A 26,625-nucleotide genomic window follows, 5' to 3' on the forward strand; every position below is an offset into this window, starting at 1 on the left:
ACTACGTCCCTGCAGCGTGAAATGACGCGCGCCAACCAACGGATTGCTTTTTCACCAACGCCGGAGCCGCACGCTCACGCAATTGTCGCCCGCTGGCGGCAAGCGCAAAAAAGATGAAAAAGAGAAACCCAAGATCGACGCTACCGGCCGATATGCAGGCGGAGCCAAAGAGAGCAAGGCATGCGTTCAGGCCTGCACGCCCGACAACGTCCACAAAAGAAATCGGCTTTCCCATCGCGAACACCGACGCCAGGGTCACGACGAACAGGAGCAGGCCGAGAACGCCAGTATTGGCGAGCAAGGCGACCACAAAGCTCGACGCCCGGACACTCCCGAGCCCGGCGCCGAAACCCGAAGTGTCCCAAAAATTCTGTAGCGCGAAGTAATTCCAGCGCATGCGCTCAATCCCGGACTGACTTGCCAGCTTGTTGGAAATGGCGGACTCGTACAGGCCCGTAACAGCCGACCAGACCGAAGGCACGAACAAGATGACCACTAACAGCAAGAACGGGATCATCGAGACGATAAAAAGATAGCTGCAGTCCCTGCCGGTGGCCTGTCCATTGGCGAGCTTCACAAGCGCACCGATCACCATGAGCGACGAGAACATCGCCAAGGATCCATAGGCCGTCGTCGAAGTCGATAACAACAGCGATAGCGCGAGAAGCAGCGCGAGCGATCCGGTGATGCGAGTGCGGAACCCGTACAGCCAGAGGCTCAGGGTAAATGCGTGCAAGCCGAGCGCCGCGTAGCCGAAGGCGCCGGCTTCGGTGAATGTGCCGACGATGCGTTTGAATCCGCCGATTTCACCGGACTCGAGCATCCGGTAGTTGGCATTGCGGAGCCAGGAGAGCAGGAATCCCGTGTCGGTATAATGTGTGGCGACGTCGGCGACGGCCGACGCGAGCAAAACCACCGCACACACGATCAACGCGTTTGTGATGCCCTTGGCCTGATCCCGGACCATAAGGGCCCAGGTGCTCATGAAGCAGCCGAGATCCGCGATGAGATAGAAGGCCTGCGTCGCATTGGCGGCTCGAGGTTTCAAGGGCAGACTGACGATCCCAACGTCGGCGTCGTTTCGCGCGAGCGAGTAGGCGTAGGTCAGGCCCTGAAACAGCCGGGGCATAAAGAATGCGGTTGCAACGGCGTAGATCGTGAACAACAGGATCCAGAAACCGGGACCCGGCGGCGCGAGACTCTCGAGCGCTGCAGTACGCAGGTGTGGTCGCAGTCCGACCGTTATCGCAAGAAAGATGGCGACTACCAGAACCGGTGGGACGCTTGCGTCGCCCAGCGCTGGAACCTTGAAGGCGGCCGCCGCCCCCAGCAGGGTAGCCAGGGCCATCACCCAGAATGCGGCGATCGGGCCCTGCCACAACGCCCAGAGGCCCACCAAAACAGTCCCAATGCCGATCAGTTCGACTGTCATGCGCGAACCTTGCTGAGAGGTATTGCATTCAAGGCCCGTTCGGAATGCTCGATCAGCTTTGGCCGAGTCTCCCCCTTGAGCAGCCGCACCAAACTATCGATCGATGCCCCCGTTAATGCGAGTACACGCTTATGTTGGACATCACAGATCGTCTCGGCCCGCGCAGCGGCCAAGAGCTCCGGCATTGTCTGCACAGCGTCAGCGCTGAACTCCACCAGGTACCGGCTCCGCCCGACATTTGCGAAGAACGCCGCTAGCTTTGAGTCCCAACTCAAGCCGACGTGCGCCACGCGGTAGGAGTAAGCAAGGATGCACGCGTGCAGCCGGTGCGCGATAACTGCATCGAAGCTTCCGACTAGTTCCGCGAGTTCCCGGGGGGTCCTACAGTCCGGCGCACGCGTCAGCCCACCGTCATCACGGAATGAATCAACGACACGGTCTAGGCAAGCCCGGTCTTCCCGAGCTCCGTTCGAGAAACAGGTTACGTCGTATCCTGAAGCCAGCAGTCGCCTTATCAGGCTTCGATAGAGCCCCATGATGATCGCATCATCGGACTTTCCCTCCCCGTGATGTTGCAAAATAACCGGATGGGTTATCCCGACGCCAATGACAGGGCGCTTGCGCTGTCGCCGCACAATTGATGGCCACACCTGAGATGCCATCAGGCCGGGATCCGGCGTCACGACGACGCCCTTCACGCGACGCTGGCGTAGCCGTTTCGCAGAGTCCCCGTCGCGCACACCTGCAAACACCAGTTGGTCAGCATGTAACAGTGACGAGATCAGTCCTGCACCTCGTCTGGACCGGCTTTCGGCGACACCTAGGCCAAACAAGGCGATCGGAACATTGTTGCGCTTGCACTCAGCCGCTACAATCGACAGCTTGACCGGGAAATTGAGGTCGCCGTCCTGGATTAGCTGGCCACCACCGACAATCGCGAAATCGGCATCGCAGAGCGCTTCGCGCCAGACCGGTCGGCATTTCCTCCTCATCTGAAGGCGAAGGATTGCCTCGACCAACACGTCGCGCAGGATCGCGGGCGTCATCTGCAATGCTTTCAAGGCAAGGACACGACGGCCGGACCTCGCCGGACTGTCGCGATCGGTGCGTCCGGCAAGATCTAGAGCTTCAATGCTGACATCGGGTAGCCGCCGCCCAAGCTCGGCTTCGAGGCATTCGGCAATCACCCCATCACCGAGGTTCGGGCTGTACTTAACGTTGAAGGTGACAACCTTCATGATACTACCACTCGACATCGTGAGAGACTGAGAGTTCATCCGCCCTAGAACTTGCTCGCATGGACGACTCGCGCTCTGGCGCTAGACGGCTTCTGATTCTGGTGGCCAGCAGCAACTGTCGCGTTTTCGCGCAATGCCCGTTCGACCGAACGTCTCATCTGGTGCTTGAAACGCTCCTTGCTGAAGCCGGCTGCATGCCGAACGATGTCGGTGACAGAGAAGCTGATCGTCTCAAAGCGCGCGATCGCATTCAGAAGCGCCTCCGTGGTCTGCTCCGAGAACAGCACACCAGTAACGCCGTCAACGACTGTTTCAATGGCGCCGCCGCGGCCGAACGCGATGACGGGCCGGCCGCTCGCCATCGCTTCGACCGGAACGATGCCAAAGTCTTCTTCACCGGGGAAAATCAGAGCCAGACAACGCGCATAGTGATGCCGAAGGACTGCAAATGCCTGCGGCCCCATAATCGTGACGTTGGGCCGCGCGCGCCGTTTCAGAGTATCCAGCATCTCACCGCCGCCTATGACGATGAGCCTCTTGCCAGACGCGTTGAAGGCGTCAACGACCAGGTCGGGCCGCTTATAGGCAACAAGTTCCCCCACCATCAGATAGTAGTCGCCGACATCAGAAGCCGTCACCTGTTCGAAGGCGTCGACATCGACTGGTGGAAAGACAACATCGGATTCGCGGCGAAAGTATTTGCGGATACGTGATGACACATTGTTGGAGTTGGCGACGAACAAGTCGACCCGAGCGGATGACCCCTGATCCCAGTTGCGCAGGTAGTGGGAGAACAGCGTCATCGCGACGCGCGTCAGCACGCCGGACGCCAACCTATAGTCGTGGTACATGTTCCAGATGTACCGCATCGGAGAGTGGCAATAGCAGACATGGACCGCATGCGCGGGAGGAATGATCCCCTTTGCGGGACCGGATTCGCTGCTGATGATCAGGTCGTAGCCGCGAAGGTCGAACTGCTCGAGCGCAAGCGGCATTAGCGGCAGATACTTCTTGTACCAGACCTTTGCGCGCGGCAGCCTGGCGATAAACGACGTGATGATTCGATGGTTAGCAATCGCCGGGGAGATGGACTCCGGCGCCACCACATGCGTGAAGATGTCGGCCGATGGGTAGAGTTCGCAGATGGCTTCGAGAACCTTCTCGCCGCCGCGCATGCCGACAAGCCAATAGTGGACTATTGCGACCCGCATCAGTATGTGCCCTTGGCCATAATCAGCACCGGCACTGTCTTCGCGATGATCTTAATGTCATTCCAGAACGACCAGTTCTCGACATAGTCTCGATCGAGGGAAACGCGGCGCTCGTAGGAAACATCGTTGCGGCCGCTGACCTGCCACGCGCCGGTCAGACCGGGACGCGTCAGCAGATAGTGCCCCGCGCTCGGTCCGTACATTGTGATCTCTTCGGCGACTACCGGCCGCGGACCGACGATGCTCATGTCGCCACGAAGAATATTCCAGAGCTGCGGCAATTCATCCAGGCTGGTTTGACGCAACACCTGGCCGACCGCAGTCACGCGTGGATCTCGCTTTAGCTTGCGTGTTTCGGCCCACTCCCTCGCAGCCTCGGGATTATCGCGAAGGTAGCGCGCCAGGACCGCGTCGCCATCCATCACCATTGTCCTGAACTTCAGACACCCGAAGCTGGAAGAGCGAAAGCCGACGCGTGGTTGCCGATAAAGAATGGCACCTCGATCCGTGACCTTTAGAAGCAATGCAACGAGGAGAAAGAGCGGTGCAAAGGCCAGTAGCGCTGACGAAGAAACGAGAATATCGAGCAGCCGTTTCGGTACGCCCCCGATCGGATACCTCGCCGATCTCTGCTTGATACGCCTGTCGATAAGCAGTCCAACTTCCGTGGTCGCACTCTTCGGCAACTGAAACAACTGCATTGGCTTAAGCTCCAATAAGGGACCGTTATGCAAGCCGTCCCCATTCCGCAGCTCGCGCCGCGGTCACGACTGGATCTCACTATGTGTCGCTTAGTCGGCAGTGCTCGGGAACAACTCTCCCTCGGTCAGGCCGTGTCGTTAATTAATGCGTAACTATCCTCGTTAATTAGTGCGTAACTATTGGTGCACCGCAACCTGATTATTCTAACCCACGAACGCGTGATGCGTGATCCCTGATGCGCTATAGTTGTGCATGCTGATCGCTCGGTGTGCACGCGCCGCTTGCGAACTCACGCTCGGGAACTGGTCAAGAGCGTAGGGTGACCACGCGCATGTCCTATCGAAGTTCTCATTTCCAGAGAAACCGATCCAAGTCAGCTAGGTACTGACCTGAGCCTTGTCAGCAATCCTTTGCAATCCGCGCTTATGTTCCATTCAAGAACTGGTACGGTTCTCGCATGGGATAAGCACACGTAAAGATTTCAGAGAATGAAATCGAAGGGGAGTGAAACATCTCGGCGACGTTTTGGAAGCAAACGAGGCCCCGTATGTGTACCGATCTCTCTCTCTGCTTCAAAGATGAATGTGCGGCGCTCGAACTCATCGAGGCCTGCCTCTGGCCGAACGGGGTCGTGTGTCCCCATTGCGGCGAAAATCGCCGGACTAGTCTCCTGAGAGGATTGAGTACCAAGACCGGCACTCACAAGTGTTATGGGTGCCGCAAGCTGTTCTCGGTGCGAACGGGCACAATGTTCGAGTGCAGTCACGTCCCATTTCATAAATGGCTGAAGGCTCTCTTCCTGACCGGGTGCGGCACGGAACCTATCAAGCCATTTCAGCTCAGCCGGGCTATCAATGTTTCCTTTAAGACCGCCGTTCTCATGCTCGCGCAGATCGAATTGTCTGCCGTAGAGTGCGGAATACGAACCTCTGACGATAAAGCCGAGACTACGCTGCCTGCGCACGAGCTCTCCACGCTGGCTCCGTCGGAGTTTCCAGTGGTTGGAGAACCGCAAATCTCGACCGTGAACTCACACGCATCGGCCTCCCACGCAGGAGCCAGCCTCGATGCAAAAGCTACCTGAGGTCCGGGATCCCGAGTCAGAGAAGCAAGACAGCGACACAAGCTCGGAACAATACAACGACGATCTCATTGCGCAGTTCAAAAGACGCCTGGGGCACCTCCTGCGGGTTGGCCGGACACGAAAGCGCCCGACCCGCAAGCAGAACAACAAGTCACACGAGGTGGGCAGCAATGACTGACCTCCAGTGCGACGTAATCGTCGGCGGGAGGCGTCGAACTATAATAAAGCTCCTCGGTAACGAAGCGCTTTGTGCCAATAGATAGGGCCAGTCGGCGGCTCGGGTGTCGGCATAGATGCAGCCGCGCTTGTACACAATCGAGCAAAACGCTAATGCAAATCAGCCCATGAAGTTCCTGCATAGCACCGGCTATCGCATTTTCGCCCAAAATTTATTGGCTTCTGCGTCGGGGCAGGCTTCGCCAGATCGGAGTCCTGCATGCGTATGGTACTTCTTGCGTCATTTTTTGTTGTTCTCTCATCGAGCGCATCAGATGCTCGTCCTTCCCGACCTTCCGTCGCCGCATCCGAATGCAACGTCACAATGCCCTGCGACTTGTCTGTCTTCCAGTCTCGTCGCGGGGGACTTGCGTCATATCCGCGAGAACAGCGCGGCTTTCAGCAGCGCGAGATTTCACATCGCAACGCAGTGGCGGAAGTGAGTGGCGGTCGTGGTCAGGTCGTCGGCGGTCGCCCGGCCGGTTGCCCGCGTTCTTTCTGTGGTTGCGGCGCATCCATACGCGTGTTCGGCCATATCGTACCGGGATTGAATCTGGCGGCCAACTGGCTGCGCTTCCCACGAACTTCGCCGGCACCGGGAATGGTTGCCGCGCGCCGCGGGCACGTCTTCGTTCTAGAACAGCACGTCGAAGGCGACATTTGGATGGCATATGATGCGAACTCAGGCGGGCGCTCAACGAGAATTCATGCGCGCTCACTGCGTGGATACACCGTGGTCAATCCGCGCGCAGCGTGACCTAGAGAAATCGCTCGCTGAAAATGTGTGGAAATGGCGACAGGCGCTACGACGGCCTGTCGCTGTTTCATTTAGGCGCGCGTTGATAGGGAAACCCCCAGCTTCGTAGCCATAACAGTGGTGGCACCGGGAGTCCGCTTCAACGCTTTTGCGATCTTAGTGACGCCTAACTTTGCTTTGGCCATTGTCTTCATTGTTCGAACATCGTCTCTTGACCACGCGCGGCGAACTACTTTCTTAGCTTTTGCCATTCTTTTTCCGAATCGTATTGGGACATCCGAGCTTCTATCATGGCCGCCTCAACAGCGATCAAAGAACAAGCTTCCATTGCGAAAATGTGAACGTAAGCTTCGCTACGTGAAGGTCGGACGTGTGATCTAGATTACTATCATCGGTCGAAGAAAACGGGCATGTACCCCTATTGAGAGGGACGTACATGGACGAACGATTTTATAGGGATAGAGCGCGCGTCCTTCGGGAGCTTGCGAACGAAGCTGACCCGCTTATCAAAAGAAGGCTTTTGCGTCTTGCGAGCAACTACGACGGTTTGACCACGTTGCGTGATCAAACGGAAAAGAAGCCAAAGCTAAGTTCCATAGACGATAGTCGCGGCAGCAGTTAGCCGACAGACTCGCTCGCTTTAGCTGGCTTGGCGTTCTGAACAATTTCACCATTCAGCCAGTCTTGCTCAACGGCCAAAGCCCGCCATGCGGCTTCCATACGCTTGTATCGGTTGTAAGTTGGCTCGTCAGCAGCGCGCTCGGCAAGTTGCGCGCAGTTCTCCGCATTTTCTAAGAAATGCTGCGATTGCTTCATGATGTCCTCCGTTAGGATGGACATGGGATTGCCTGGCTGGCGATCAATGCGGTCCGGCGTGACAATTTGTCCACATGACGGGCCATAAAATCGTCCGAGCTAAAAGCAACCCGAAACTAGGTACGGAAGGACACGAACCAGACAAAGCCCATAGCGATCACCGCGACACTTACGACGATGATAAGTAGCAATAGAATCGAGGGGCCGGGCTCGGCTTGACGCGCTTCCATGGGTGTTTCGATAATGACGCCGTGCCTTTTTCTTCACCATGATTGCACCTAAATTTTCGGTGCGAGGTCGGCGCGGTCGAGTACCGGGACAGTATCAAATGCTGAGCGATGCGGAGTGGCCTGCCCGCACATCTACTTACCCAGCAGGAAATCGGCTGGCCACGTGACGATGCCGGGGACGAGTGTGATCAATATCCCGAAGCCGCACATGATGAGGAAGAACGGCAGCACTTTCCACGCCACATAGGTCTGTGAATCGCCGGTCAGATTCTGGATCACAAACAGATTGAAGGCGACTGGCGGACTCACTTGCGCCATCTCGATCGTCAGGATCAGGAAGACGCCGAACCAGACTTTGTCGAATCCGGCCGCCAGAACCACCGGCAGTACGATCGGCAGAGTGAGCACGATCATGGAGAAGCCTTCAAGCACGGTACCAAGCACGATGTAGAAGACCATCAGCAACATGATCAGAACGAACGGTGCCAGATTCCAGGACGAGATCGCCCCGGAAATAAATTGCGGCAGTCGCAGGTTCGCCAGCACGGTGCCGACGATGAAGGCTCCGAGGACGATCAAGCCAATCATGCAGGTGGTCTGCACGGTGCCGAGGCAGGATTCCTTCAGCGACTCCCACGTGAGCGCCCGCTGCAGGAGCGCTACCAGCAGCGCCCCCACGACGCCAATCGCCGCCGCTTCTGATGGGCTTGCGATACCGAGATACATCGTGCCGAGCACGGTGAATATCAGGAACGCGACCGGTCCTAACTCGACGAAGCTCTTCAGCTTGTCCGACCAACTCCATTCCGAAATCCGCCGGTCGTGCTCCGGCACGATGTCAGGCCGCATCAGGGCACGTATGGCGATATAGGTCATGAAGCTGCCGGCGACGATGAAGCCCGGCAGGAAGCTGGCGGTCAGCAGCCGCAACAGCGATTCCTCCGCCAGAACCGCATAGATGATCATCGGGATCGAGGGCGGGATCAGGAAGCCGAGCATGCCTCCGCCGGCAAGACTGCCCACAGCGATGTCCTTGTTGTAGCCGCGCCGCAGCAGCTCCGTCAGCGTGATGCGGCCCACCACCTGCGTGGTAGCGGCCGACGATCCGGAGATCGCCGAGAACAGCGAGCAGCCCAAAATAGTGGTGTGCAGGAGCCGGCCTGGGAGAAAGCCGACCCAGGGAGCGATCCCGGTGAACAGCGACTGCGACAGGCGTGTGCGGAACAGCAATTCACCCATCAGGATGAATAGCGGAAGCGAAACGACCTCGGACGAGGTAAGCACGTTGAACGACCACAGCCCGATCTGCCGCATGGTCGGGCGCGAAGTGAACAGGTCGAGCATCACGATGCCGATACCGATCAACGCCGGTCCGATCCAGATGCTGACAAGCAGCATGGCCGAGAGCAGTCCCAGCAGGGTCAAGAGAACGATGGTCACGACGCCTCCGCCTTCGCATCCTGACCGACGCGCAACGTCTCATCCTCGCCGGGCTCACCGCGCAGCACGCGCACGAAGCGCGTCAGCGATTGCAGCGTGAACAGCAACGCGCCCAAGGCCAACGGAAACTGGGCGATCCAGAGCGGAAGTTCACTCGCCTTGTCGGAGCGCGATTCGCGCATCCAGGAGAGCCAGGTCAAATGCCCGAGCGCAAAGGTCAGGTAAGCGGCGACGATCACGCACAGCGCCGTCGCGAACAGATCGAGAGCGCGCTGGCCGGGCGGCGACAGGTTGTCGAGCAGCACCTTCACCCGTACCTGCGAGCCCGTCCGCAGTGAATAGGCGGCGCCCAGCATGAACGCCGCGCCCATGAGGTAGGCACTGAACTCCCAGGCGAAGTCGATGCTCTTGTTGAAAATGTTGCGGGCGACGACTTCTGCGACAATCAGCATCAGGATGCCGAGGATGCACAGGGCGGACGCCCACGCCCCCCATTCCGACAGGCGGTCGACGCCGTCCAGGACGCGCGCTACTGCATCCAAGGCTGGCCTAAGGCCCGCCTGCTTGTCCGTCTTGCCGTCTGACGTATTAGCCGCGGCCGCGCCGGCAGCGACATCATGCACGGCCGATATCCTTCCTGTATTTGCTGATGATATCGCCGGCGATGGCCCCCGCACGAGCGATAAAGGCCTGCTCAAGACTTGCCGTCTTCTCGCGCATCTCCTTCAGCAGGGTCGCAGGCACTTCGACCAGTTCCATGCCGCCCTCGATCAGGCGCTTGCTGCTGGCCTTATCGGCCTCGATCGACACGCTCCAGAACTCAGGCTCGAGCTTGGCGACGAGGTCCATGATAGCCTTCTGGTGCGCTGGCGAGATCTTCTTCCAACTGTCATTGTTGATGGTGACGATCTGCGAACTCCACACATGGTTGGTCCGGTAGAAGTACTTCAGGAACTCCCAGAACTTGCCGTCCACACCCGAGACGGAAGAGGTGGTCACCCCGACAACCGCGCCCGATGCAAGCGCCGGCACTGTCTCGCCCCAGGGGATCTGCACGCCCACCATGCCGAGCGCATTCACCATGTCGCCGGCCTGGCGGTCCGGCACCCGAATTTTCAGGCCCTTGAGACCCTCCAGGTTGTCGGTCTTCACCTTGCTGTGGAGGTACTGCGTTGGCCATGGCACGGTGTAGAGGATCGTCTGATTGTACTTGGTCGCTATCTTGTCGAACTCGGGTCGCGAATACTTTTGCAGTACCCGCAGTTCATCCGGAGACGAGACCAGAAAAGGTACACCCTCGATGCCGAGCAACGGCGCTTCGCCGACCTGCTGGATGTTCAGGATGTCGGCCATCGGCACCAGTCCGTCGCGCACGGCATTGAGATGCTCGGGGCCCTTGTAGCCGAGCGAGCCGCCTGCGTGGACAACGATCTCGATCGCGCCGCCGGTCGCCTTGCCGACCTCGGCTGCGAAGAGTTTTGCATTCTTGGTATGGAAATTACCCTCCGGCCAAACCGTCGACAGGTCCAGCTTGATCGTGCTTTGCGCCCGCGCGATGTGCGGAGCGGCCAGGAAACCTGCCGCTGCTGCTCCGGTTGCCATGAATGTGCGCCTGGTTGTCTTCATGAACCCCTCTCCTTTTGCTGAAGCATGTGGGACGTGTCATTTCCGAACTTGATCGGGCCGCGAGCGCGTCGCCGGACGCGTCAGTCCGCGAAACCGTAAACCGCAACCGCATTCGCGCTCGACACCAGGCCGCTTTCGACGTCGTCGCGAACGCTTGACGGCGCGCGCTGCCTCGGGTCGCCGATCCCGGCGCCCCCGGGCGTCATCACCACCAGCCGATCGTCTGGCGGCACGGTCTGAAACCCCTTGCCGCGCAGCTTCCGTCCCGACTTCAGTCCGACGTAGCCGGCTTCGCCGTCACGGCCGCCATCACGGCCGCGGGGCGGATGATCGATGCGGTCGAAGGCGGCCAGAATGTCGAACGGCGCATCGACGCCGCTGCCGACTTCGATGATCTGCCCGAGGCCACCGCGGGTGCGGCCGGCGCCGCCCGAATCCGGACGCAGCTCCTTGCGCCAGAAGATCAACGGCGTCTGCGTCTCCGCGATTTCGACCGGCGTGCCGCGTACGCCGCTGGGATAGGCCGTGGCCGACAATCCATCCTTGGCAAAACGCGCGCCGGTGCCGCCGTTGCTCGTCACCGCCATCGAGAACCCGTAATTGCCGCCGGCGCCGCTGCGCGTCTGTCCGCGCACATTGAGATTCCACAGGCAGGACGTGCCTTCGGCCGGCACCCGCTCGGGAATGATCTGACGCAGGCAGCCGAACACCACGTCGGGCAGCATCTGGCCGATGACATGGCGCGACGCCACCGGCGCCGGCTTCGGCGCATTGAGGATCGAGCCCGCGGGCGCCGCGACGGTCAGCAGCGAGAGTGACCCCGCATTGTTCGGGATCTGCGAGGCGACCACGCAGCCGAGGCCGAACACAGTGTAGGCGGTGGTGTAGGAGAGCGGCACATTGATACCGAACTTCGAGGCGCCCGAGGTACCGTCGAAGTCGACGTGAATGCCTTCTTCCGAAATCGTCAGCGTCGCCGCGAGCGTGACCGGCGCATCATAGCCGTCGACGACCATGCTGTTGCGCCAGACGCCCTTCGGCAGCCTGGCGATCTCGGCAAGCACCGCCTCCCGCGAGCGGTCACAGATGAAATCACCGAGCGCATCGAGTGACTCGATCTCGAATTCACGCATCATCTCGACAAGGCGCTGGCAGCCGACATCGTTGCAGCCGGCCAGCGAATAGGTGTCACCCTCGGTGTCGATCGGCAGACGCGTGTTGCTGCGGATCATCGCCATCAGCGTTTCATTGACGACGCCCTGATCGATCAGCTTCAGCATCGGGATGTAGAGCCCCTCCATGAAGACGTCGGTGGCATCAGGCCCGAAACCGATACCGCCGATATCCATCAAATGGCTGGTGCAGGAAAACAGCGCGACCGCTTTGCCGTCCTTGAAGCAGGGCGTGGTGACGACGAAGTCGTTGAGATGGCCGGTCCCCATCCAGGGATCGTTGGTGATGTAGGCGTCGCCCGGCTTCATCGTCTGAAGCGGGAAATGCGCGATGAAATGTTTGACCGACTCGGCCATGGAATTGACGTGGCCCGGCGTACCCGTCACCGCCTGCGCCAACATGCGCCCCTTGAGGTCGAACACACCGGCCGAGAGGTCGCCACATTCGCGCACGATCGGGCTGAAGGCCGTGCGCAGCAGCACCTGCGCCTGCTCTTCGACCACCGCGATCAGCCGGTGCCACATGATCTGCAGATCGATCAGGCTCGCGCCGCTTGACTCATTCATGGTCATGCCGCCTTCCGTTCCATGACGATGCTGCCGGCACCGTCGATATGGGCGTCGAAGCTCGTCGAGACGAATGTCGATGTCTCATCTTCCGCGATCACAGCCGGTCCCGCGATGGTCGCCCCCGGCGCCATCTGGTCACGGTGGTACAGCGGAATCTCGACGATCTTCCCCGCGCGGCCATCGAAAAACTTGCGGCTGCCCGCGGCTTTTCCGGCCGGCTTGCGCGTAACCTCGGCAACGCGCGACGGATTGCGCGGCTCGGTGGACGCGAGCACCGACCAGCTCAGCACCTCGATCGCAGCGCCCGGGATCGGCCGCTCGAACAAGGCCGCATAATCGGTCTCAAAGGCCTGGCGCAGACCTGCGAGATCCGCGGCCGTCAACCGCCGGTTCGGCAGCTCGACCGTGATCTCATGTCCCTGTCCGACATACCGCATGAAGGCGGCGCGTCGTTCGCGCACCGGCGCACCGGCAGCGCCGGGTTCGACCAAAGCGCGCGCCTCGGTCGCCATCTCATCCAGCAGGTCGGACACAGCTGCGACATCGAACGCATCGAGCCTGGCATGACGGCTGCGCACCAACTCGTAGGCAATGGGCGCGGCAAGAAATCCGACGGCCGAGCCAACGCCGGCATTGGACGGTACGATCACGCGCGAGACGCCGATCTTCTCGGCGACACGGGCCGCATGCAGCGGCGCGGCGCCGCCGAAAGCGATCAGGGTGTGCTGGCCGACGACGGCGCCGCGCTCGACTGCATGCACGCGGGCAGCACTCGCCATATTCTCGCACACGACCTCATGCACGGCGTAGGCCGAGGTTTCCGCCGACAGTCCCAGTGGTTCACCAATATCGCGCAACAAGGCCTGTTTAGACAGTTCGGGGCTAAGCTTGATCGTCCCGCCCGCAAATGCGTCAGGGTCGATCTTGCCGAGCGCGACATCCGCATCCGTCACAGCGGGTCGTTGACCGCCGCGGCCGTAGCAGGCCGGCCCCGGCTCGGATGACGCGCTCTCGGGCCCGACCGTGACGCGCTTCAGGGCGTCGACCCGCGCGATCGAGCCGCCGCCGGCGCCGATCTCGACCATCTCGATCACGGGAATGCGCACCGGCAGGCCCGACCCTTTCAGAAAGCGGGCGGCGCGATCGACCTCAAACACGCGCGAGGTTTCGGGCTGATACTTTTCGATCAGGCAGATCTTCGCGGTGGTGCCACCCATGTCGAAGGACAGAACCCTGCTCTCGCCGAGACGCGCCGCGATTTGCGCCGCAAAAATCGCGCCGCCTGCCGGCCCCGATTCAACCAGGCGCACCGGAAAGCGCCGCGCCGTCTCGATCGAGGTGACGCCGCCGCCCGAGGTCACGAGGTAGATGGCGCCGCGAAACTGCTCGGCCTGCAGCCCCTCGGCCATGCGCGCGAGATAGCCGTCGATCAACGGCTGCACATAGGCATTGGCCACCGCAGTCGAGGTCCGCTCGTATTCGCGGATTTCAGGGCACACCGCCGACGACAGCGTTACCCAGACACCCTGCATTTCCTGCTTCAGGATCGCGGCGGCGCGCCGTTCATGCTCGGGATTGGCATAGGAGTGGAGGAAGGCGAAGGCGACACTTTCTACATTCTGCGCGCGCAGCTCGGGCACGAGTGCACGCACGGCGGCTTCGTCGAGCGGCAACCGCACGGCGCCCTGCGCGTCGATGCGCTCGGGGACCGTGAAACGCAGGGCGCGCGGCGCCAGCGGTTTCGGCTTGTCGATCGCGAGGTCGTACTGATCGTAGCGGCTCTCGGTACCGATATCGAGCACGTCACGGAAACCTTGCGTTGCGACAAGCGCCGTCTTCGCGCCGCGGCGTTCGATGATGGCGTTGGTCGCAAGCGTCGTGCCGTGAATGAAGACGTCGATATCGCATATGTGAGCGCGCGCGTCGGCCAGAATGAGACGCATCCCGTCCAGCACCGCTTGCTCCGGTCGCGCGGGCGTCGTCAACACCTTGCGCGTCCTGCGATCCTGACCCACATCCAGGACGATATCCGTGAACGTGCCTCCGATATCGACGGCAAGCCGCAGTTCGGCTCCCCCAAGCATTCCAAATCTCCACGCGCTGACCGACGAACTGTAGCCAAATGTTCAGCAATTTCCATGCCATTGACTGCGCCGGCGGAGACGTATCCAGCTATTTTGCTGGGCACCTATGCAGCACGGCGCAACTTCGACGAACTCGCCCTTCCCTGGCCAAGCGACTACGGCGCTCGCAAGCATCTCCATTGGCACCGGCGCTGTACTTCCCCTTCCAAGCACGAGAATTGCATGGTGCCACCCTGCATGAACCTGACCAATCCGGACATCCGCATGCTGCACTCGCTGACGCCGGTCGCCGAAACCGGCGGGCGGCTTGGTCGTACTAAACTCGTGATCGTCCCCTAGGGGACTTGAACAACAACGAACGCTTTGGCTTCCGTGGGAGTGACGCGTGATTGACATATCGGCGATGAAAGACAAAATTCCCGATCCCCGGTCGAGCTGGGCAGCGCTTTCCCAGGCGGAGCGTGACGCCGCCTATGACAACAATGCAGCGGTAAAGAACAGCGCAGCGCTGATCGCCGAAAGAAACCAGATGTCCGAAACGCTGCGCGCCAGCCGCAGCTCGTTTCTTGATGTTCCCTATGGCGAACGCGAAAGGACAAAGATCGACCTCTATCCGGCCGCCGAGAAGACGGCACCCTGCCTGGTCTTCCTGCATGGCGGCTATTGGCAGCGCAATTCGCGCGAAGTGTTTGCCATGCTGGTCGAAGGCGTCGCGGCGCATGGCTGGTCGGTTGCCATTCCCGGATATTCGCTGGCGCCCGACGCTTCGTTGACAGAGATCGTGGCGGAGATATCCCGGTCGCTCGATTGGTTGACCCAAAACGGAGAGTCATACGGCATCTCCGGGCCCGTCGTGCTCTCGGGCTGGTCGGCCGGCGCGCACCTCGTCGCAATGGCACTCGAGCACCCGCGCGTCACCGCGGGACTGGCGATTTCCGGCGTGTACGATCTTGCGCCGATCCGCGACACCGGGCTCAACAACGCGCTGAAGCTGACCGACCAGGAAATCGCAAGTCTTTCGCCACTTAGCCTGCCCGCTGTCCACAAGCGGCTCGATATTGCCTATGGCACGGCCGAACTGCCGGCGCTGGTTTTCGATTCGATCAAGCTTTATGAATCGCGGATGGCCGCGCACGCGCCAGGTAATCTGTTCCCGATCGAAGGCGCAGACCATTTCAGCATCCTTAGTGAACTGCGGCGTCCTGACGGCGCGCTTGTCGATATCGCCCGAAAGCTGGTCGGATAGCGCCATTGGCTAGGCCATGGGCTTCTTGATCGCGCCTGCGTCCGTCCAGATCTGATCGTCCCTGATCCGGACCGGGTATAGCCGCAACGGCCGGCTCGGCCAGCCGTAGGAAATCCGGCCATTACGGAGATCGAACGAGGCCGCGTGACGGGGACAGAACAAGCGCCCTCCCGACAGATGTCCAAAACTGAGGTCAGCCTGTTCGTGCGGGCATATTCGTTCGCAGGCTACCGCGCGTCCTTCGCTCCAGACCAGGATCAAGTCGACGCCGGTCACGCGGACACAGACGATCGTCTGCGAAATCAGCCGGCTGAGCCCGCAGACCGGCATCCATCGCTCATCGCCCGACAACGCCGCCGTTTCAGGCCGCTCATCCGCCAAGATAGGCCTTTCGCACGTGCTCGTTCTCGATCATCTCCGCGCCAGGCCCGGACAGAACGATGCGGCCGCCTTCCAAAAGATAGGCGTGGTCGCACATCTCGAGCGCCGCAAAGGCGTTCTGCTCCACCAGCAGCACCGTCGTTCCGGCATCGCGGATGCCGCGGATGATTGCAAAAGTTCGCTCGACGATGTTGGGCGCAAGCCCGAGGGAAGGCTCGTCGAACATGATCAGGCGTGGACGTGACATTAACGCCCGGCCGATCGCCAGCATCTGCTGCTCACCACCCGACAAGGTGCCGGCAGCCTGCCGCTTGCGGTCGGCAAGGCGTGGAAATTCGGCATAGATCCGATCGCGGTCGGCCGCGATCTCGGCGGTACTACTGCGCAGATAGGCCCCCATGTCGAGATTTTCCTCGACCGTCATATGAGGAAATACCCGCCGTCCTTCCGGACAATGCGCGATCCCGCAGGCCACCACGCGCGGCGGTTTGGCACCTGCGATGTCCTTGCCTTCGAACAGCATCGATCCGGAACGCGGCGCAACCAGCCCGGAGATCGCACGCAGCGTGGTGCTCTTGCCGGCGCCATTGGCGCCGATCAAGGCGACGAGCTGCCCGGCCTTGACCTCCAGCGAAATGCCGCGGAGAGCAGTGACACCGCCATAGCCACACACCATGTCGCGAATCTCAAGCACGTGTCGCTCCCTGCCCGAGATAGGCCTCGATGACCGCCGGATCGTTCCGGATCATGTCTGGCGGTCCTTCGGCAATGATGCGGCCATAGTTCAGCACCACGATCCTATCCGAGACACTCATCACCATCGGCATATCGTGCTCGACAAGTAGGATGGTGACGCCGCGATCCCTGATGTTGCGAACCAACTGCACGAAGGTGTGGGTTTCCGAGGCGTTCATGCCGGAGACCGGCTCGTCGAGCAGCAGCATCGACGGCTCGGCGGCCAGCGCCAGCGCCACGCCGACAAGCCGCTGCTCGCCGTAGGATAGCGAGCCTGCAAGATCGTGCGCGCGGCGTTCGAGCCCGACCCATTCGACCAATTCGCTGGCGCGTTCCCGCAAACGGCGCTCCGAAGACCGCGCGCGCGGCAGGCCGAGAATGGCTTCGAGAAGGCTGACCCTGCCCTGGCGATGCAGCCCGACCAGCAGATTGTCGTAGACGGTGTCGTTCGGAAAAACGCTGGTGCGCTGGAAGGTGCGGGCCAAACCGAGATCCGCGATCTGATGTGGCTTCAATCCATTGAGCGCGGTTCCACGATAGCTCACCGCCCCGCGGGTTGGGTCAAGAAAGCCCGTGACGACGTTGAAAGCCGTCGTCTTGCCGGCGCCGTTAGGCCCGATCAGGCTGACGATTTCGCCCTCGCCGACCGTAAAGTTCATGTCCGAGAGCGCGACCAGCCCCCCGAAGTGCACGGCGACCTGCTCGACCTTCAAGGCAGTCGCTATCATCACGCGTGCTCCTTGGCGTCCCGTTCGGAGAAGGCAACCGGAGCAACCGTCTCGGCCCGGCTCCGCGGTTTCACAAATCGCAGCGCCAACGACGGCACGATCCCGCGCGGCAATATGAACAGGATAACGATCAGCACGCCGCCATACGCGATCCACTGCGCCTCCGGCGCCATGATCGGACGCAGAAACACAGGCAACAGTCCAAAGATCATGCCGCCGACGACGGGCCCGGCCAGCGACCCCTTGCCGCCGGTGATGACCATGATCACCATCGTCACCGTGTTGATGAAGGCGAACACCTCGGGATCGATGATCCGGATGTAGTGTGCGTAGAGACTGCCGGCCGCACCCGCGATCCCGGCCGAGATCACCGCCGCCAAAGTGAGGGTCCTTGTCACGTCGATGCCGACGGACACCGCCAGCGTTTCGTTTTCCATCAGCCCACGCATGGCGCGGCCGAAATGCGAATGGACCAGGCGCGAGATCAGCAGATAGGTGACAACCGCGACGGCAAGCACGAGGTAGTAGTTCTGCAGCTTGGTGCGGAGGGTCAGATCTCCGAAACCCGGCAATCCAATCGTCATCGAGGGAATGTTGGTCAGTGCCAGCGGCCCCTGCGTCAGCTCGACCCAGTTCAGCGCCACCAACCGCACCACTTCGGCAAAGGAAATCGTAACGATCACGAAATAGGCGCCGCGGACGCGAAACGACAGCAGCCCCACGAGATATCCACACAATCCAGCAACGACGATGGCCAACACGAAGCCCGCGATCGGCGGCCAGGGAGCGTGAACAATGCGAAGGCCAAAGGGCAAGCCGACATCGAAACCAAGCGACGTCAATGCGCTGACATAAGCGCCAATGCCGAAGAACGCGATGTGACCGAGGCTGAGCTGGCCGGTGAACCCGAGCAGCAGATTGAGGCTCATCGCGCCGATGATGAAGATACCGGTCGTGATCAGCGCGTTCATGAGATACGGATCGCGCAGCCACAACGGCACCGATGCGAACGCGACGACCGTGAGAATGGCGAGTGCTGACTTCATCCGACGCGCTCCGAACGCGCAAAAAGCCCGGTCGGCTTGAAGATCAGAACCGCGATAATGATCAGAAAGCCCATGGCATCGCGGTATCCCGAGGAGACGTAGCCGGCGCCCAGTTCCTCCGCCAATGCCAGAATGAAACCGCCAATTACCGCACCGGTGATGTTGCCGAGCCCGCCGAGGATCACGATCGCGAATGCCTTGACGGCGGCGAGATCGCCCATTTGCGGGAAGATGACGTAGACCGGGCCGAGCAGCGCGCCCGCCGCGGCGGCAAGGCTCGAACCGATCGCGAAGGTCGAGGTGTAGATCAGGTCGACATTGACGCCCATCAGCGAGGCGGTGTCCTGATCCTGAAACGTCGCCCGCATCGCACAGCCGAGCTTTGTCCTGTTGATCAGGAGATAGGTGACCACAATCAGTATCGCCGCCGCTGCGAGCACGAACAGCCGCAACCAGGACACCGAGACTGGTCCCAGGACCAGTGGCGCCTCGGGGAAAGGCGTGGTCACCGATTTCGCGACGCCGCCCCATATCCACAACGTGCCGGACTGCATCGCGATCCAGGCGCCGATCATGACAAGCATGGTCGTGTCGATGTCGGAGCCGCGCAGCGGCCGCAGCAGGGTCAGTTCGATCACCGCGCCAAGCAGCCAGCCCGCGAGGACGGCGAGCGGCAGCGCGAGGAAGAAGTTAATTCCGAGCTGGTGCACCACGATGAACATGATGTAGGCGCCGAACGTGTACAGCACCCCGTGCGTGAAGTTCACGACGTTCATGATGCCGAAGATCAAGGTCAGCCCGATGCCCAGCAGCGCATAGGTGCCGCCGAGCACCAGCATGTTGATCAGATGTTGCAGAAACTCGCTCAAGGGTGCCCCCGGATTTCTTGACGCCGGCGAGGGCCGCGGTCTGCCGCAACCCTCGACGGTCAGTCACGTGACGTCAAAGTGTCTTCATGCCGATCTTCCCGTCGGTGATTTCGATCAGGTAGACGTTGGGCTGGCTCTGGCCGCTTTCCTTGCCTTCGGGACCGGACTTGCGGAACACGATGTCGCCGTTCAGGCCCTTCACCTTGATATCCCAGAGCGCCGCCTTTATCGCCGCAGGCTCAGCCTTGCCCGCCTTCTCGATTGCCGCCGCCACCGTGCGGATGCCGTCATAGCCACGAAAACTTTCGGTGCAGCCGGCGAAGTCGTAGCCACGCTTCTTCCATTCAGCGATGAAGTAGCTGGTCGCTTCCGGGTTCGGCGTCTTCTCGGGGAACCAGGGCAGGAAGGTCGTCAGATGCATGGTGCCGTTCGCCGCAGCACCCGCTTGTGCGATGATCTGATCGGGATTCTGCGAACCTCCGGTCGTGATGATGCGCTTCTTGAGGCCGAGGGCGGCGGCCTGCTTGAAGATCAGCGTTAGCTGGTCGACCGCCGTCGTCACGATGATGGTCTCGGAATCCGTGCCCTTGAGCTTGGAGAGCTGTGCGCTCATGTCCTGGGCGCCCTGGTCCATCGTCTCGACGGTCCCGACCGCGATCCCCTTTTCCTTCATCATCTTGCTGAAATCTTCAGCGGTGCCGCGACCCCAATCGTTGTTGATGATGAGGAAATCGACCTTCTTCAATTCGAGCTTGTCGACGATCCCCTTGAATGCCGCGGCTTCGATCGCCGATGGCGGCGAGATACGGAAGATGTAGGGGTTGCCGGTTGTGGTGATCTTGCCCGACGAGGAGGTCTCGACCACCATCGGCGTCTCGTATTCCATCAGCTTAGGCATCACGGCAAGCGTCAGGCTAGAACCCCACGCCCCCATCAGAACCGGCACCTTGTCGCTCGTGATCAGCTTTTCAGCGACGGCGGCTGCTTCGGTGGGATTGCTCTTGTTGTCCTCGATGACAAGTTCAAGCTTCTTGCCGAGAATGCCGCCCTTCGCATTGATCTCATCGGCCGCGATCTTGGCGCCGTTGACGACGTAGGTACCGGACGCGGCGAACGCGCCTGTCAGGGGCTCATTCACGCCGATCTTGATGGTTTGAGCGTTCGCGGTACCACCCAGCAAGGCGAACGCGAGCGCCATCGTCGGAACAAGTCTGAAAGTCCATGTCATGTGGTTCTCCAATCTTACGCTGTTCATCCATCCGCAGTTCAAACCTCGTCGTTTCCGCGCCAGGCGGACGATCGATCCATCACGTCGCTCCGTCCTTGTTGGACGAGAAACGGCCAATCCAACCGGCGACCCGCGCGCGCAAGAGACCGAAAACCAGCGCCACTCCATTCAGCTCGGCCGCTGTGGCGTCGTCCGGTGACGAACCCGACAGGCGGCGGTCGAGATTGCCGGCAAACTCCGCGATCAGACGCGCCGCGAGATCGCGCACCAGCCCCGGCCTCCCGACCTGCGCCAGCACGCCCGTGAGCGTGTATCCGATGGAAAGATCGACGCGCGTCCCGTGCTCGAGCGGCACCAGCCGGTAGCGAATTTCGCCCTGCGTCGAAGACCGGCTACGCCGGTCATTGCCGATGCCGACGATGCGGCCGGACATGTCAGCGGGGTTTTGCTCGACGCGTGCGACGCCCTGGAACGTCGCGGCGATCGGACCGATCCTGACCCGGATCGCTCCTTCGATGCGCTCCGGCTTCGGCGACGCCGTCAATGACGCACCAGGAAGACAGGCCGCGACGGCTGCGATGTCGTCGAACATCGCAAATACTTGCTCGGGCGGATGCGCGACGCTGAATTGCTGCTCCAGGACGGTGGCCGGGATGAAATCCGGAATCGAAGGAACCGAACCGGCCGCTTCGGGCGATGTTGGCTCGCTTTCGACCGATCGCATGCTTTCGGTCCGGTCCGCGTCGCTGCGACCTGAGCCAACGGGACCCAAGATCTTTCGTCCTCCGTCCGGCATCGGTGCGATACTGCGAGCGCGCCGCGCTTCGATCACGGATTGCACCGCCCGCACGATTCCGACATAGCCGGTGCACCGGCACAGATTGCCGCTCAATCCGACGCGGATCAGGCGCTCGTCGGCTTGCGGCAGGCGCAGCACCAGATCGCGCGCCGAGACCAGCATTCCCGGTGTACAATAGCCGCATTGCAGCGCATGCTCGCGGGTGAAGGCCGCGCGAAGCTCTGTCGTAACGCTATCCTCATCGAGGCCTTCGATCGTGGTAACCTCAGCCCCTTCACAGGCCACCGCATACGTGATGCACGAGCGCGCCGGCATGCCATCGAGCAGCACCGTGCAAGCGCCGCAAACGCCGTGTTCGCAGCCAAGATGCGTGCCGGTCAGATCGAGCTTCTCGCGGACGAAATCCGCAAGATTGGTGCGCGGTTCGGCTGATACCTGCACGGCGCGCCGGTTCACGGTGAGTGCGATCACGCTCATGCGGCGGCCTCACTGACCGCACGCTTGAGCACGTTCACATGAATATGACGATGCACCGCGTTCGAGATGCCCGCCTTTGCCAGCAGGACATCAGCGACACGCGCGTCGAAGCGATCCTTGTAGTCGCCGGCAACGCGCCCACCGAACAGCTCTGCAGCATCCGTGATGACGATCGGCGCGGCATCGATCGCACCGATCACGACGCGGGCGGTCGCAGCGCTCGGATCGACCAGGATTGCGCCGATCGCATGCGCGAACTCGCCTGTCTTGCGGCAACTCTTGGCATAGCCCCAGTGCGCCGATGCCGGTATCGCCGGGACATGAACGGTTTCGACGATCTCGCCATCGCTCAGCGCAGATTCGAGTGCGGCGACGATGAAGTCCTCCATCGTGACCATCCGCGCACCCACGCGGCTTCGCAGCGTCAATCGCGCACCGAGCGCCGAGAGCGCGGATACCCAGTCTGCCGCGGGGTCGGCATGGCTGAGAGATCCGCCGATCGTACCGCGATTGCGCACGGCGCGGTAGGCGATGTTGGCGGCGACGCTCTGCATGGCGCCACGCGTGACGTCCGGAATACGCCCGTCCTCGATGTCGGCGTGGGTGATACAGGCCCCGAGCACGAGTTCGTCGCCACGACGCTCGACTTGCTTGAGTTCGGCAAGACCGCTGATGTCGACGATCAACTGCGGCTCGACCAGCCGCAGATTGAGCATGGGACCGAGCGATTGGCCACCGGCAATGATCTTGGCGGAAGTTTTGGCCTCGCCGAGCACGGCGAGTGCCGCCTGCAAGTCGGACGGACGTTCGTAGCCGAAAGGCGCCGGTTTCATGCCGCCGGCCCTTCTGCTTTGCGCGCGGCCAGAACCGCCTCGACGACGCGATATGGCGTGATCGGTGATTGCATCAGCTCAACGCCAAGCGGCCGCAGCGCGTCGTTGACGGCGTTGGCGATCGCGGCCGGCGGGGCGATGGCGCCGCCCTCGCCGATTCCCTTCACGCCGAACTGCGTATAGGGCGACGGCATCTCCATGTGATCGAGACGCGGCGCCGGCACTTCGGTGGGCCCGGGCAGCAGATAGTCCGCGAGCGTCGTCGCCAGCGGTTGACCAGCCGCATCGAACGGCATCTCCTCGTACAGCGCGGTGCCGATGCCTTGGGCCAGGCCACCATAGATCTGGCCGTCCACCACCATCGGATTGACGAGAACGCCGCCGTCCTCGACGATGACGTAATCGAGGATCTCGACCTCGCCGATGTCAGGATCGACTGCAACGACCGCGGCATGCGCGGCATAGCTGAAGGTCCCGGTGTCGCGCTGCGGCTTGTAGCCTGCCGTGACCTCCAGTCCGCCGGGATCGACATCAGCAGGCAGATCCTGCGGCCGGCGATACCAGGTATGGGCGATTTCCTTCAAGGTGACGCTGCCGTTGACGCCACGAACTTCACCGTTCTGCAGCACCACCGCAGCCGGATCGTGCTGCAACAGCTTGGCACCGATGCGTCTGGCGCGCTCGCCCAACTCACGGCAAGCGGTTGCGACCGCACCGCCCGCCATCACCATCGAGCGCGAGCCCCAGGTGCCGGTGGAGTACGGCGTCATCGCCGTGTCGCCGAGGATCAGGCGCACCTTGGCGACATCGACGCCCAGCATCTCATGCGCGACCTGGGCGAGCGTCGTCTCCATGCCCTGCCCATGCGAATGTACGCCGACCCGCAGTTCGAGACCGCCGTCCGGCGTCAAGCGCGCAGACGCCTGTTCATGACCGGGCACCATCGGGATGCCCCAGCCGGAATAGACCGAGGTCCCGTGCGCGGCCTGCTCGCAATAGATGGAGACGCCGACGCCGATCTGGCGCCCATCTGGCTCGCCCTTGCGCTGACGCGCGCGCACGCCTTCGACGTCGATGGACGCAAGCGCCCGTCGCATCGCCTCGGGATAGTCGCCGCTGTCGAAGTGTTTGTTGGTGATGTTGTCGAACGGCATCTGGTCGGGCTGCACCAGATTGCGCAGGCGCACCTCGCCCGGCTCCAGTCCGGCTTCCGCCGCGACCAGATCGAGCATCAGTTCCAGCGCGAAGCAGACGCCGGTGCGGGCCACGCCGCGATAAGGCAGGATCGGACACTTGTTGGTGGCGGCCGAAAACGTCCGGCAGCGATAGGCCGGCATCAAATAAGGTCCAGGCAGGATGCTGGCGACCTGCGCCGCCTCAAGGCACGCCGAGAACGGATATGACGAGTAAGCACCGGAATCGACGGTCGCTTCGCAATCGATGCCGCGCAGCCGGCCGTCACGGTCGGCATAGACGGTGATTTTGTAGTGGTGCTCGCGGCAGTTGGAGCTGGCGGTGAGATGCTCGCGGCGGTCCTCGGTCCAGCGCACGGGATGACCGCGACGCATCGTCAGCCATGAGAGGCAGACTTCTTCTGGCAGAAGGATTCCCTTGTGCCCGAAGCCGCCGCCGACGTCGGGCGAAACGATGCGGATTCGGCCCTGCTCCATGCCGAGGCATTCGGCAAGGCCGCTGCGCGTGATGTGCGGCATCTGGGCCGAGGAATAGAGCGTGAGCTGGTCGAGACGGTGATCGAAGGTCGCGACCACGCCGCGCCCCTCGAGCGGCGACATGCACTGCCGCGCCGTCGATATCTCGCGCGACACCTTGATCGGCGCATCGAACGCCCTGGAGATGTCGACCTCGAAATTGGTTTCGAGAAAGACGTTATCGCCCCAATGCTCGTGCACGAGAGCCGAACCCGGCTCGCGCGCCTTCCGCATGTCATAGACGGCAGGAAGCTCTTCGAGATCGAGCATCACCGCTGCCGCAACATCCTCGGCCTCGGCACGCGTCGGCGCGACGCACATGGCGACGAGTTCGCCGACCTGACGCACCTTGCCGGTGGCCAGCACCGGCTGTTCGGAAATCTTGAATCCCGGCAACCCAGACACTGCGCGGATCGGATTGACGCCTGCTAGATCCACCGCGGTGAAGACGCTGCCGCGATAACGCTCCGGCACGTGGATGCCACGGACCAGCGCATGCGCCAAAGGGCTGCGTACAAAAGCAACGTCTTGCAGCCCGGCGAGGCGGATGTCGGCCACGAACTGGCCGCGGCCCCGCATCAGCCGATCGTCTTCCTTTCGCGGCAGCCGAGCGCCGACGCCTTGTCCGGCGCCCGCCCCGCCTGCGGAAGGAAACTCGCGCTCATTGCGCACGGTGACGCTCTCCTCGATCGGGCTGATGCTGCTCCTACGCCGCAACCGCCTGCGGCAAAATTGGCGCCACTGCGTCGTATCGCGCACCCGCGCGCAAGCAGAACTCAGGCTGCAGCAGACGATCAGCGACGACTTCATTGTTCTCGTTGTCACGAAGGGCAAATCGTCCGGTTCGCTCTCCGATCACCGAGACGTCGGCGTCCCTGCCGATCTTGAGGGCGCCGATTTCGTCAACCCGATCGAGCATCCTGGCCGGGTTGGATGTGACCATCGGCACGACCTGCTCGAGCGTGAGCCCGAGCGCCATCATCGAACTCATCGCCTGGACCAGGCTGAACTTGGCCTGGCCGGCGAAGGGATGATTTTCGTCGTCCTCATGCTGGTCGGGTGTGCCGGCGGGCGCAGGCACATGGGTATTGTAACCGTGAATATCAGCGCCGAGCGTGGTCGGAATGATTCCAGCGGCGATCGCTTTCCTGGCGAGACGATAGGAGAAATGACTGCCGTGACCAACGTCGACCTTCAAGCCGCGATCGAGCGCCGCCTGGATCACCGGATGCACTTCACCGTCACGGTTGACGAAGCCTCCGGGATGACGCGTGAACGGATGCGCCAGCACGTCGCCTTCTCGCAGCAAGGGAATCACGCGCGCCAAAATCGTATCGACGTCTTCGCCATTGGTGCCGCTTTCAGGCAGGCCCCAGAGCTGGCCGAAGTGCACATAGACCGGCAGATCTGCGCGGCGTCCAATCTCCGCCGCCATTTCGATGACGCGAATGCCCCAGCGCGCAAAACCGCCGATCTCGGCATGGGCCTTGATGCCGCGAACAATGTCGAGATTGGCCGTCGCCGCCTTCACCGTGGCGTCGATATCGACACCTTCAGGACTATAGAGTTGCGGATAGTAATGGCCCTCGAGCCCACCGACCAGGTAAGCCGACAGGAAGGCATAAACGCGCGATTTCGCAGGCTCGGCGACGAAGTGTCGGAAACCGGGCAGCGTCATGCAGGACGGGCCACCTTGATCGACCAAGGTCGTCACGCCGGACTGGACGCCCACCATGTCGGCATTCATGCCGAAGCGGCCGGTGACATACTGATAGACATGCGCGTGGGTATCGATGAGGCCCGGCAATACCAGCTTGCCGGTTACGTCGATCACCTCTCTAGCGCTGGTCGGCAAAATGTCGCTCTGCACCGCCGCGATCTTGCCATTGCGGATGGCGACATCCCTGATCCCGTCGATGCCGGAGGCCGGGCAGATCACGCGGCCGCCGCGCAGAAGCTGGTCGAAGGTGGCGCTGATCGACATGAACAATCTCTC

23 protein-coding genes are annotated in these 26,625 nt (G+C 61.7%); 3 read left to right on the forward strand and 20 right to left on the reverse strand.

All coding sequences use genetic code 11. The features are described from left to right. Position 1: 1 nt before the first annotated feature. The 4 genes from AC0QUY_RS19880 to AC0QUY_RS19895 are packed head-to-tail and all read right to left on the reverse strand — an operon-like array spanning position 2 to position 4,582. The gene (locus AC0QUY_RS19880) at positions 2-1,432 is read right to left on the reverse strand and encodes a hypothetical protein (RefSeq protein WP_161855166.1); all 1,431 of its coding nucleotides are present in this window, start codon (positions 1,430-1,432) and stop codon (positions 2-4) included. Then, complete coding sequence (locus AC0QUY_RS19885) at positions 1,429-2,670, reverse strand: polysaccharide pyruvyl transferase family protein (protein ID WP_475388043.1); 1,242 nt, start codon at positions 2,668-2,670, stop codon at positions 1,429-1,431. The genes AC0QUY_RS19880 and AC0QUY_RS19885 overlap by 4 nt, the downstream gene beginning before the upstream one ends. Positions 2,671-2,714: 44 nt before the next feature. Next, complete coding sequence (locus AC0QUY_RS19890; RefSeq protein ID WP_475388044.1) at positions 2,715-3,881, reverse strand: glycosyltransferase; 1,167 nt, start codon at positions 3,879-3,881, stop codon at positions 2,715-2,717. Then, a complete protein-coding gene (locus AC0QUY_RS19895) occupies positions 3,881-4,582 on the reverse strand; it encodes a sugar transferase (RefSeq protein WP_475388045.1) in 702 nt (233 codons plus the stop codon). The genes AC0QUY_RS19890 and AC0QUY_RS19895 overlap by 1 nt, the downstream gene beginning before the upstream one ends. A gap of 548 nt (positions 4,583-5,130) precedes the next feature. On the opposite strand from AC0QUY_RS19895, the gene AC0QUY_RS19900 reads away from it, so the two are divergent. Next, a complete protein-coding gene (locus tag AC0QUY_RS19900) occupies positions 5,131-5,667 on the forward strand; it encodes a transposase (RefSeq protein ID WP_161855170.1) in 537 nt (178 codons plus the stop codon). A 436-nt stretch (positions 5,668-6,103) separates the two neighbouring features. Then, the gene (locus AC0QUY_RS19905) at positions 6,104-6,640 is read left to right on the forward strand and encodes a hypothetical protein (protein WP_202639105.1); all 537 of its coding nucleotides are present in this window, start codon (positions 6,104-6,106) and stop codon (positions 6,638-6,640) included. Between the two features lie 618 nt (positions 6,641-7,258). Here the strand turns inward: AC0QUY_RS19905 and AC0QUY_RS19910 are convergent. From AC0QUY_RS19910 to AC0QUY_RS19935, 6 genes are all read right to left on the reverse strand, one after another. Then, positions 7,259-7,456, reverse strand: coding sequence for a hypothetical protein (locus tag AC0QUY_RS19910; RefSeq protein WP_161855171.1), 198 nt, complete (start codon positions 7,454-7,456; stop codon positions 7,259-7,261). 362 nt (positions 7,457-7,818) lie between these two features. Beyond that, the gene (locus AC0QUY_RS19915; protein ID WP_475388046.1) at positions 7,819-9,126 is read right to left on the reverse strand and encodes a TRAP transporter large permease; all 1,308 of its coding nucleotides are present in this window, start codon (positions 9,124-9,126) and stop codon (positions 7,819-7,821) included. Continuing rightward, positions 9,123-9,749: a TRAP transporter small permease subunit gene (locus tag AC0QUY_RS19920; protein ID WP_161855173.1), complete on the reverse strand. Its 627-nt coding sequence runs from the start codon at positions 9,747-9,749 to the stop codon at positions 9,123-9,125. Before AC0QUY_RS19920 ends, AC0QUY_RS19915 begins: the two co-directional genes overlap by 4 nt. Beyond that, positions 9,742-10,752 carry a TRAP transporter substrate-binding protein gene (locus tag AC0QUY_RS19925; RefSeq protein WP_475388047.1) on the reverse strand — a complete coding sequence of 337 codons (1,011 nt, stop codon included), beginning with the start codon at positions 10,750-10,752 and terminating at the stop codon, positions 9,742-9,744. The genes AC0QUY_RS19920 and AC0QUY_RS19925 overlap by 8 nt, the downstream gene beginning before the upstream one ends. A gap of 80 nt (positions 10,753-10,832) precedes the next feature. Next, the gene (locus tag AC0QUY_RS19930) at positions 10,833-12,491 is read right to left on the reverse strand and encodes a hydantoinase B/oxoprolinase family protein (RefSeq protein WP_475388079.1); all 1,659 of its coding nucleotides are present in this window, start codon (positions 12,489-12,491) and stop codon (positions 10,833-10,835) included. A 2-nt stretch (positions 12,492-12,493) separates the two neighbouring features. Further along, on the reverse strand, positions 12,494-14,578 hold the full coding sequence (locus tag AC0QUY_RS19935) for a hydantoinase/oxoprolinase family protein (RefSeq protein ID WP_475388048.1): 2,085 nt from the start codon (positions 14,576-14,578) through the stop codon (positions 12,494-12,496). A gap of 403 nt (positions 14,579-14,981) precedes the next feature. Between AC0QUY_RS19935 and AC0QUY_RS19940 the strand changes: the two genes are divergently transcribed. Continuing rightward, positions 14,982-15,824 carry an alpha/beta hydrolase gene (locus AC0QUY_RS19940; RefSeq protein ID WP_475388080.1) on the forward strand — a complete coding sequence of 281 codons (843 nt, stop codon included), beginning with the start codon at positions 14,982-14,984 and terminating at the stop codon, positions 15,822-15,824. A gap of 9 nt (positions 15,825-15,833) precedes the next feature. Here AC0QUY_RS19940 and AC0QUY_RS19945 read toward each other — a convergent pair whose 3' ends face one another. From AC0QUY_RS19945 to AC0QUY_RS19990, 10 genes are all read right to left on the reverse strand, one after another. Continuing rightward, complete coding sequence (locus tag AC0QUY_RS19945; protein WP_475388049.1) at positions 15,834-16,205, reverse strand: Rieske (2Fe-2S) protein; 372 nt, start codon at positions 16,203-16,205, stop codon at positions 15,834-15,836. After that, positions 16,195-16,899, reverse strand: a complete 705-nt coding sequence (locus AC0QUY_RS19950; RefSeq protein ID WP_161855175.1) for an ABC transporter ATP-binding protein — start codon at positions 16,897-16,899, stop codon at positions 16,195-16,197. Before AC0QUY_RS19950 ends, AC0QUY_RS19945 begins: the two co-directional genes overlap by 11 nt. After that, positions 16,892-17,668 carry an ABC transporter ATP-binding protein gene (locus AC0QUY_RS19955; protein WP_475388050.1) on the reverse strand — a complete coding sequence of 259 codons (777 nt, stop codon included), beginning with the start codon at positions 17,666-17,668 and terminating at the stop codon, positions 16,892-16,894. Before AC0QUY_RS19955 ends, AC0QUY_RS19950 begins: the two co-directional genes overlap by 8 nt. After that, complete coding sequence (locus AC0QUY_RS19960) at positions 17,668-18,714, reverse strand: branched-chain amino acid ABC transporter permease (RefSeq protein ID WP_475388051.1); 1,047 nt, start codon at positions 18,712-18,714, stop codon at positions 17,668-17,670. Before AC0QUY_RS19960 ends, AC0QUY_RS19955 begins: the two co-directional genes overlap by 1 nt. Further along, on the reverse strand, positions 18,711-19,583 hold the full coding sequence (locus tag AC0QUY_RS19965) for a branched-chain amino acid ABC transporter permease (protein WP_161855178.1): 873 nt from the start codon (positions 19,581-19,583) through the stop codon (positions 18,711-18,713). The genes AC0QUY_RS19960 and AC0QUY_RS19965 overlap by 4 nt, the downstream gene beginning before the upstream one ends. 73 nt (positions 19,584-19,656) lie before the next feature. Continuing rightward, positions 19,657-20,811, reverse strand: coding sequence for an ABC transporter substrate-binding protein (locus tag AC0QUY_RS19970; RefSeq protein ID WP_474414905.1), 1,155 nt, complete (start codon positions 20,809-20,811; stop codon positions 19,657-19,659). A 79-nt stretch (positions 20,812-20,890) separates the two neighbouring features. After that, positions 20,891-22,087, reverse strand: coding sequence for a xanthine dehydrogenase family Fe-S subunit (locus AC0QUY_RS19975; protein WP_475388052.1), 1,197 nt, complete (start codon positions 22,085-22,087; stop codon positions 20,891-20,893). Further along, positions 22,084-22,920 carry an FAD binding domain-containing protein gene (locus AC0QUY_RS19980; RefSeq protein ID WP_475388053.1) on the reverse strand — a complete coding sequence of 279 codons (837 nt, stop codon included), beginning with the start codon at positions 22,918-22,920 and terminating at the stop codon, positions 22,084-22,086. Before AC0QUY_RS19980 ends, AC0QUY_RS19975 begins: the two co-directional genes overlap by 4 nt. After that, complete coding sequence (locus tag AC0QUY_RS19985; RefSeq protein WP_475388081.1) at positions 22,917-25,208, reverse strand: xanthine dehydrogenase family protein molybdopterin-binding subunit; 2,292 nt, start codon at positions 25,206-25,208, stop codon at positions 22,917-22,919. Before AC0QUY_RS19985 ends, AC0QUY_RS19980 begins: the two co-directional genes overlap by 4 nt. Positions 25,209-25,335: 127 nt before the next feature. Then, a complete protein-coding gene (locus tag AC0QUY_RS19990) occupies positions 25,336-26,613 on the reverse strand; it encodes an amidohydrolase/deacetylase family metallohydrolase (RefSeq protein WP_475388054.1) in 1,278 nt (425 codons plus the stop codon). Between the last annotated feature and the right edge of the window lie 12 nt (positions 26,614-26,625).

This window comes from Bradyrhizobium sp. WYCCWR15520 (genome assembly GCF_056174665.1).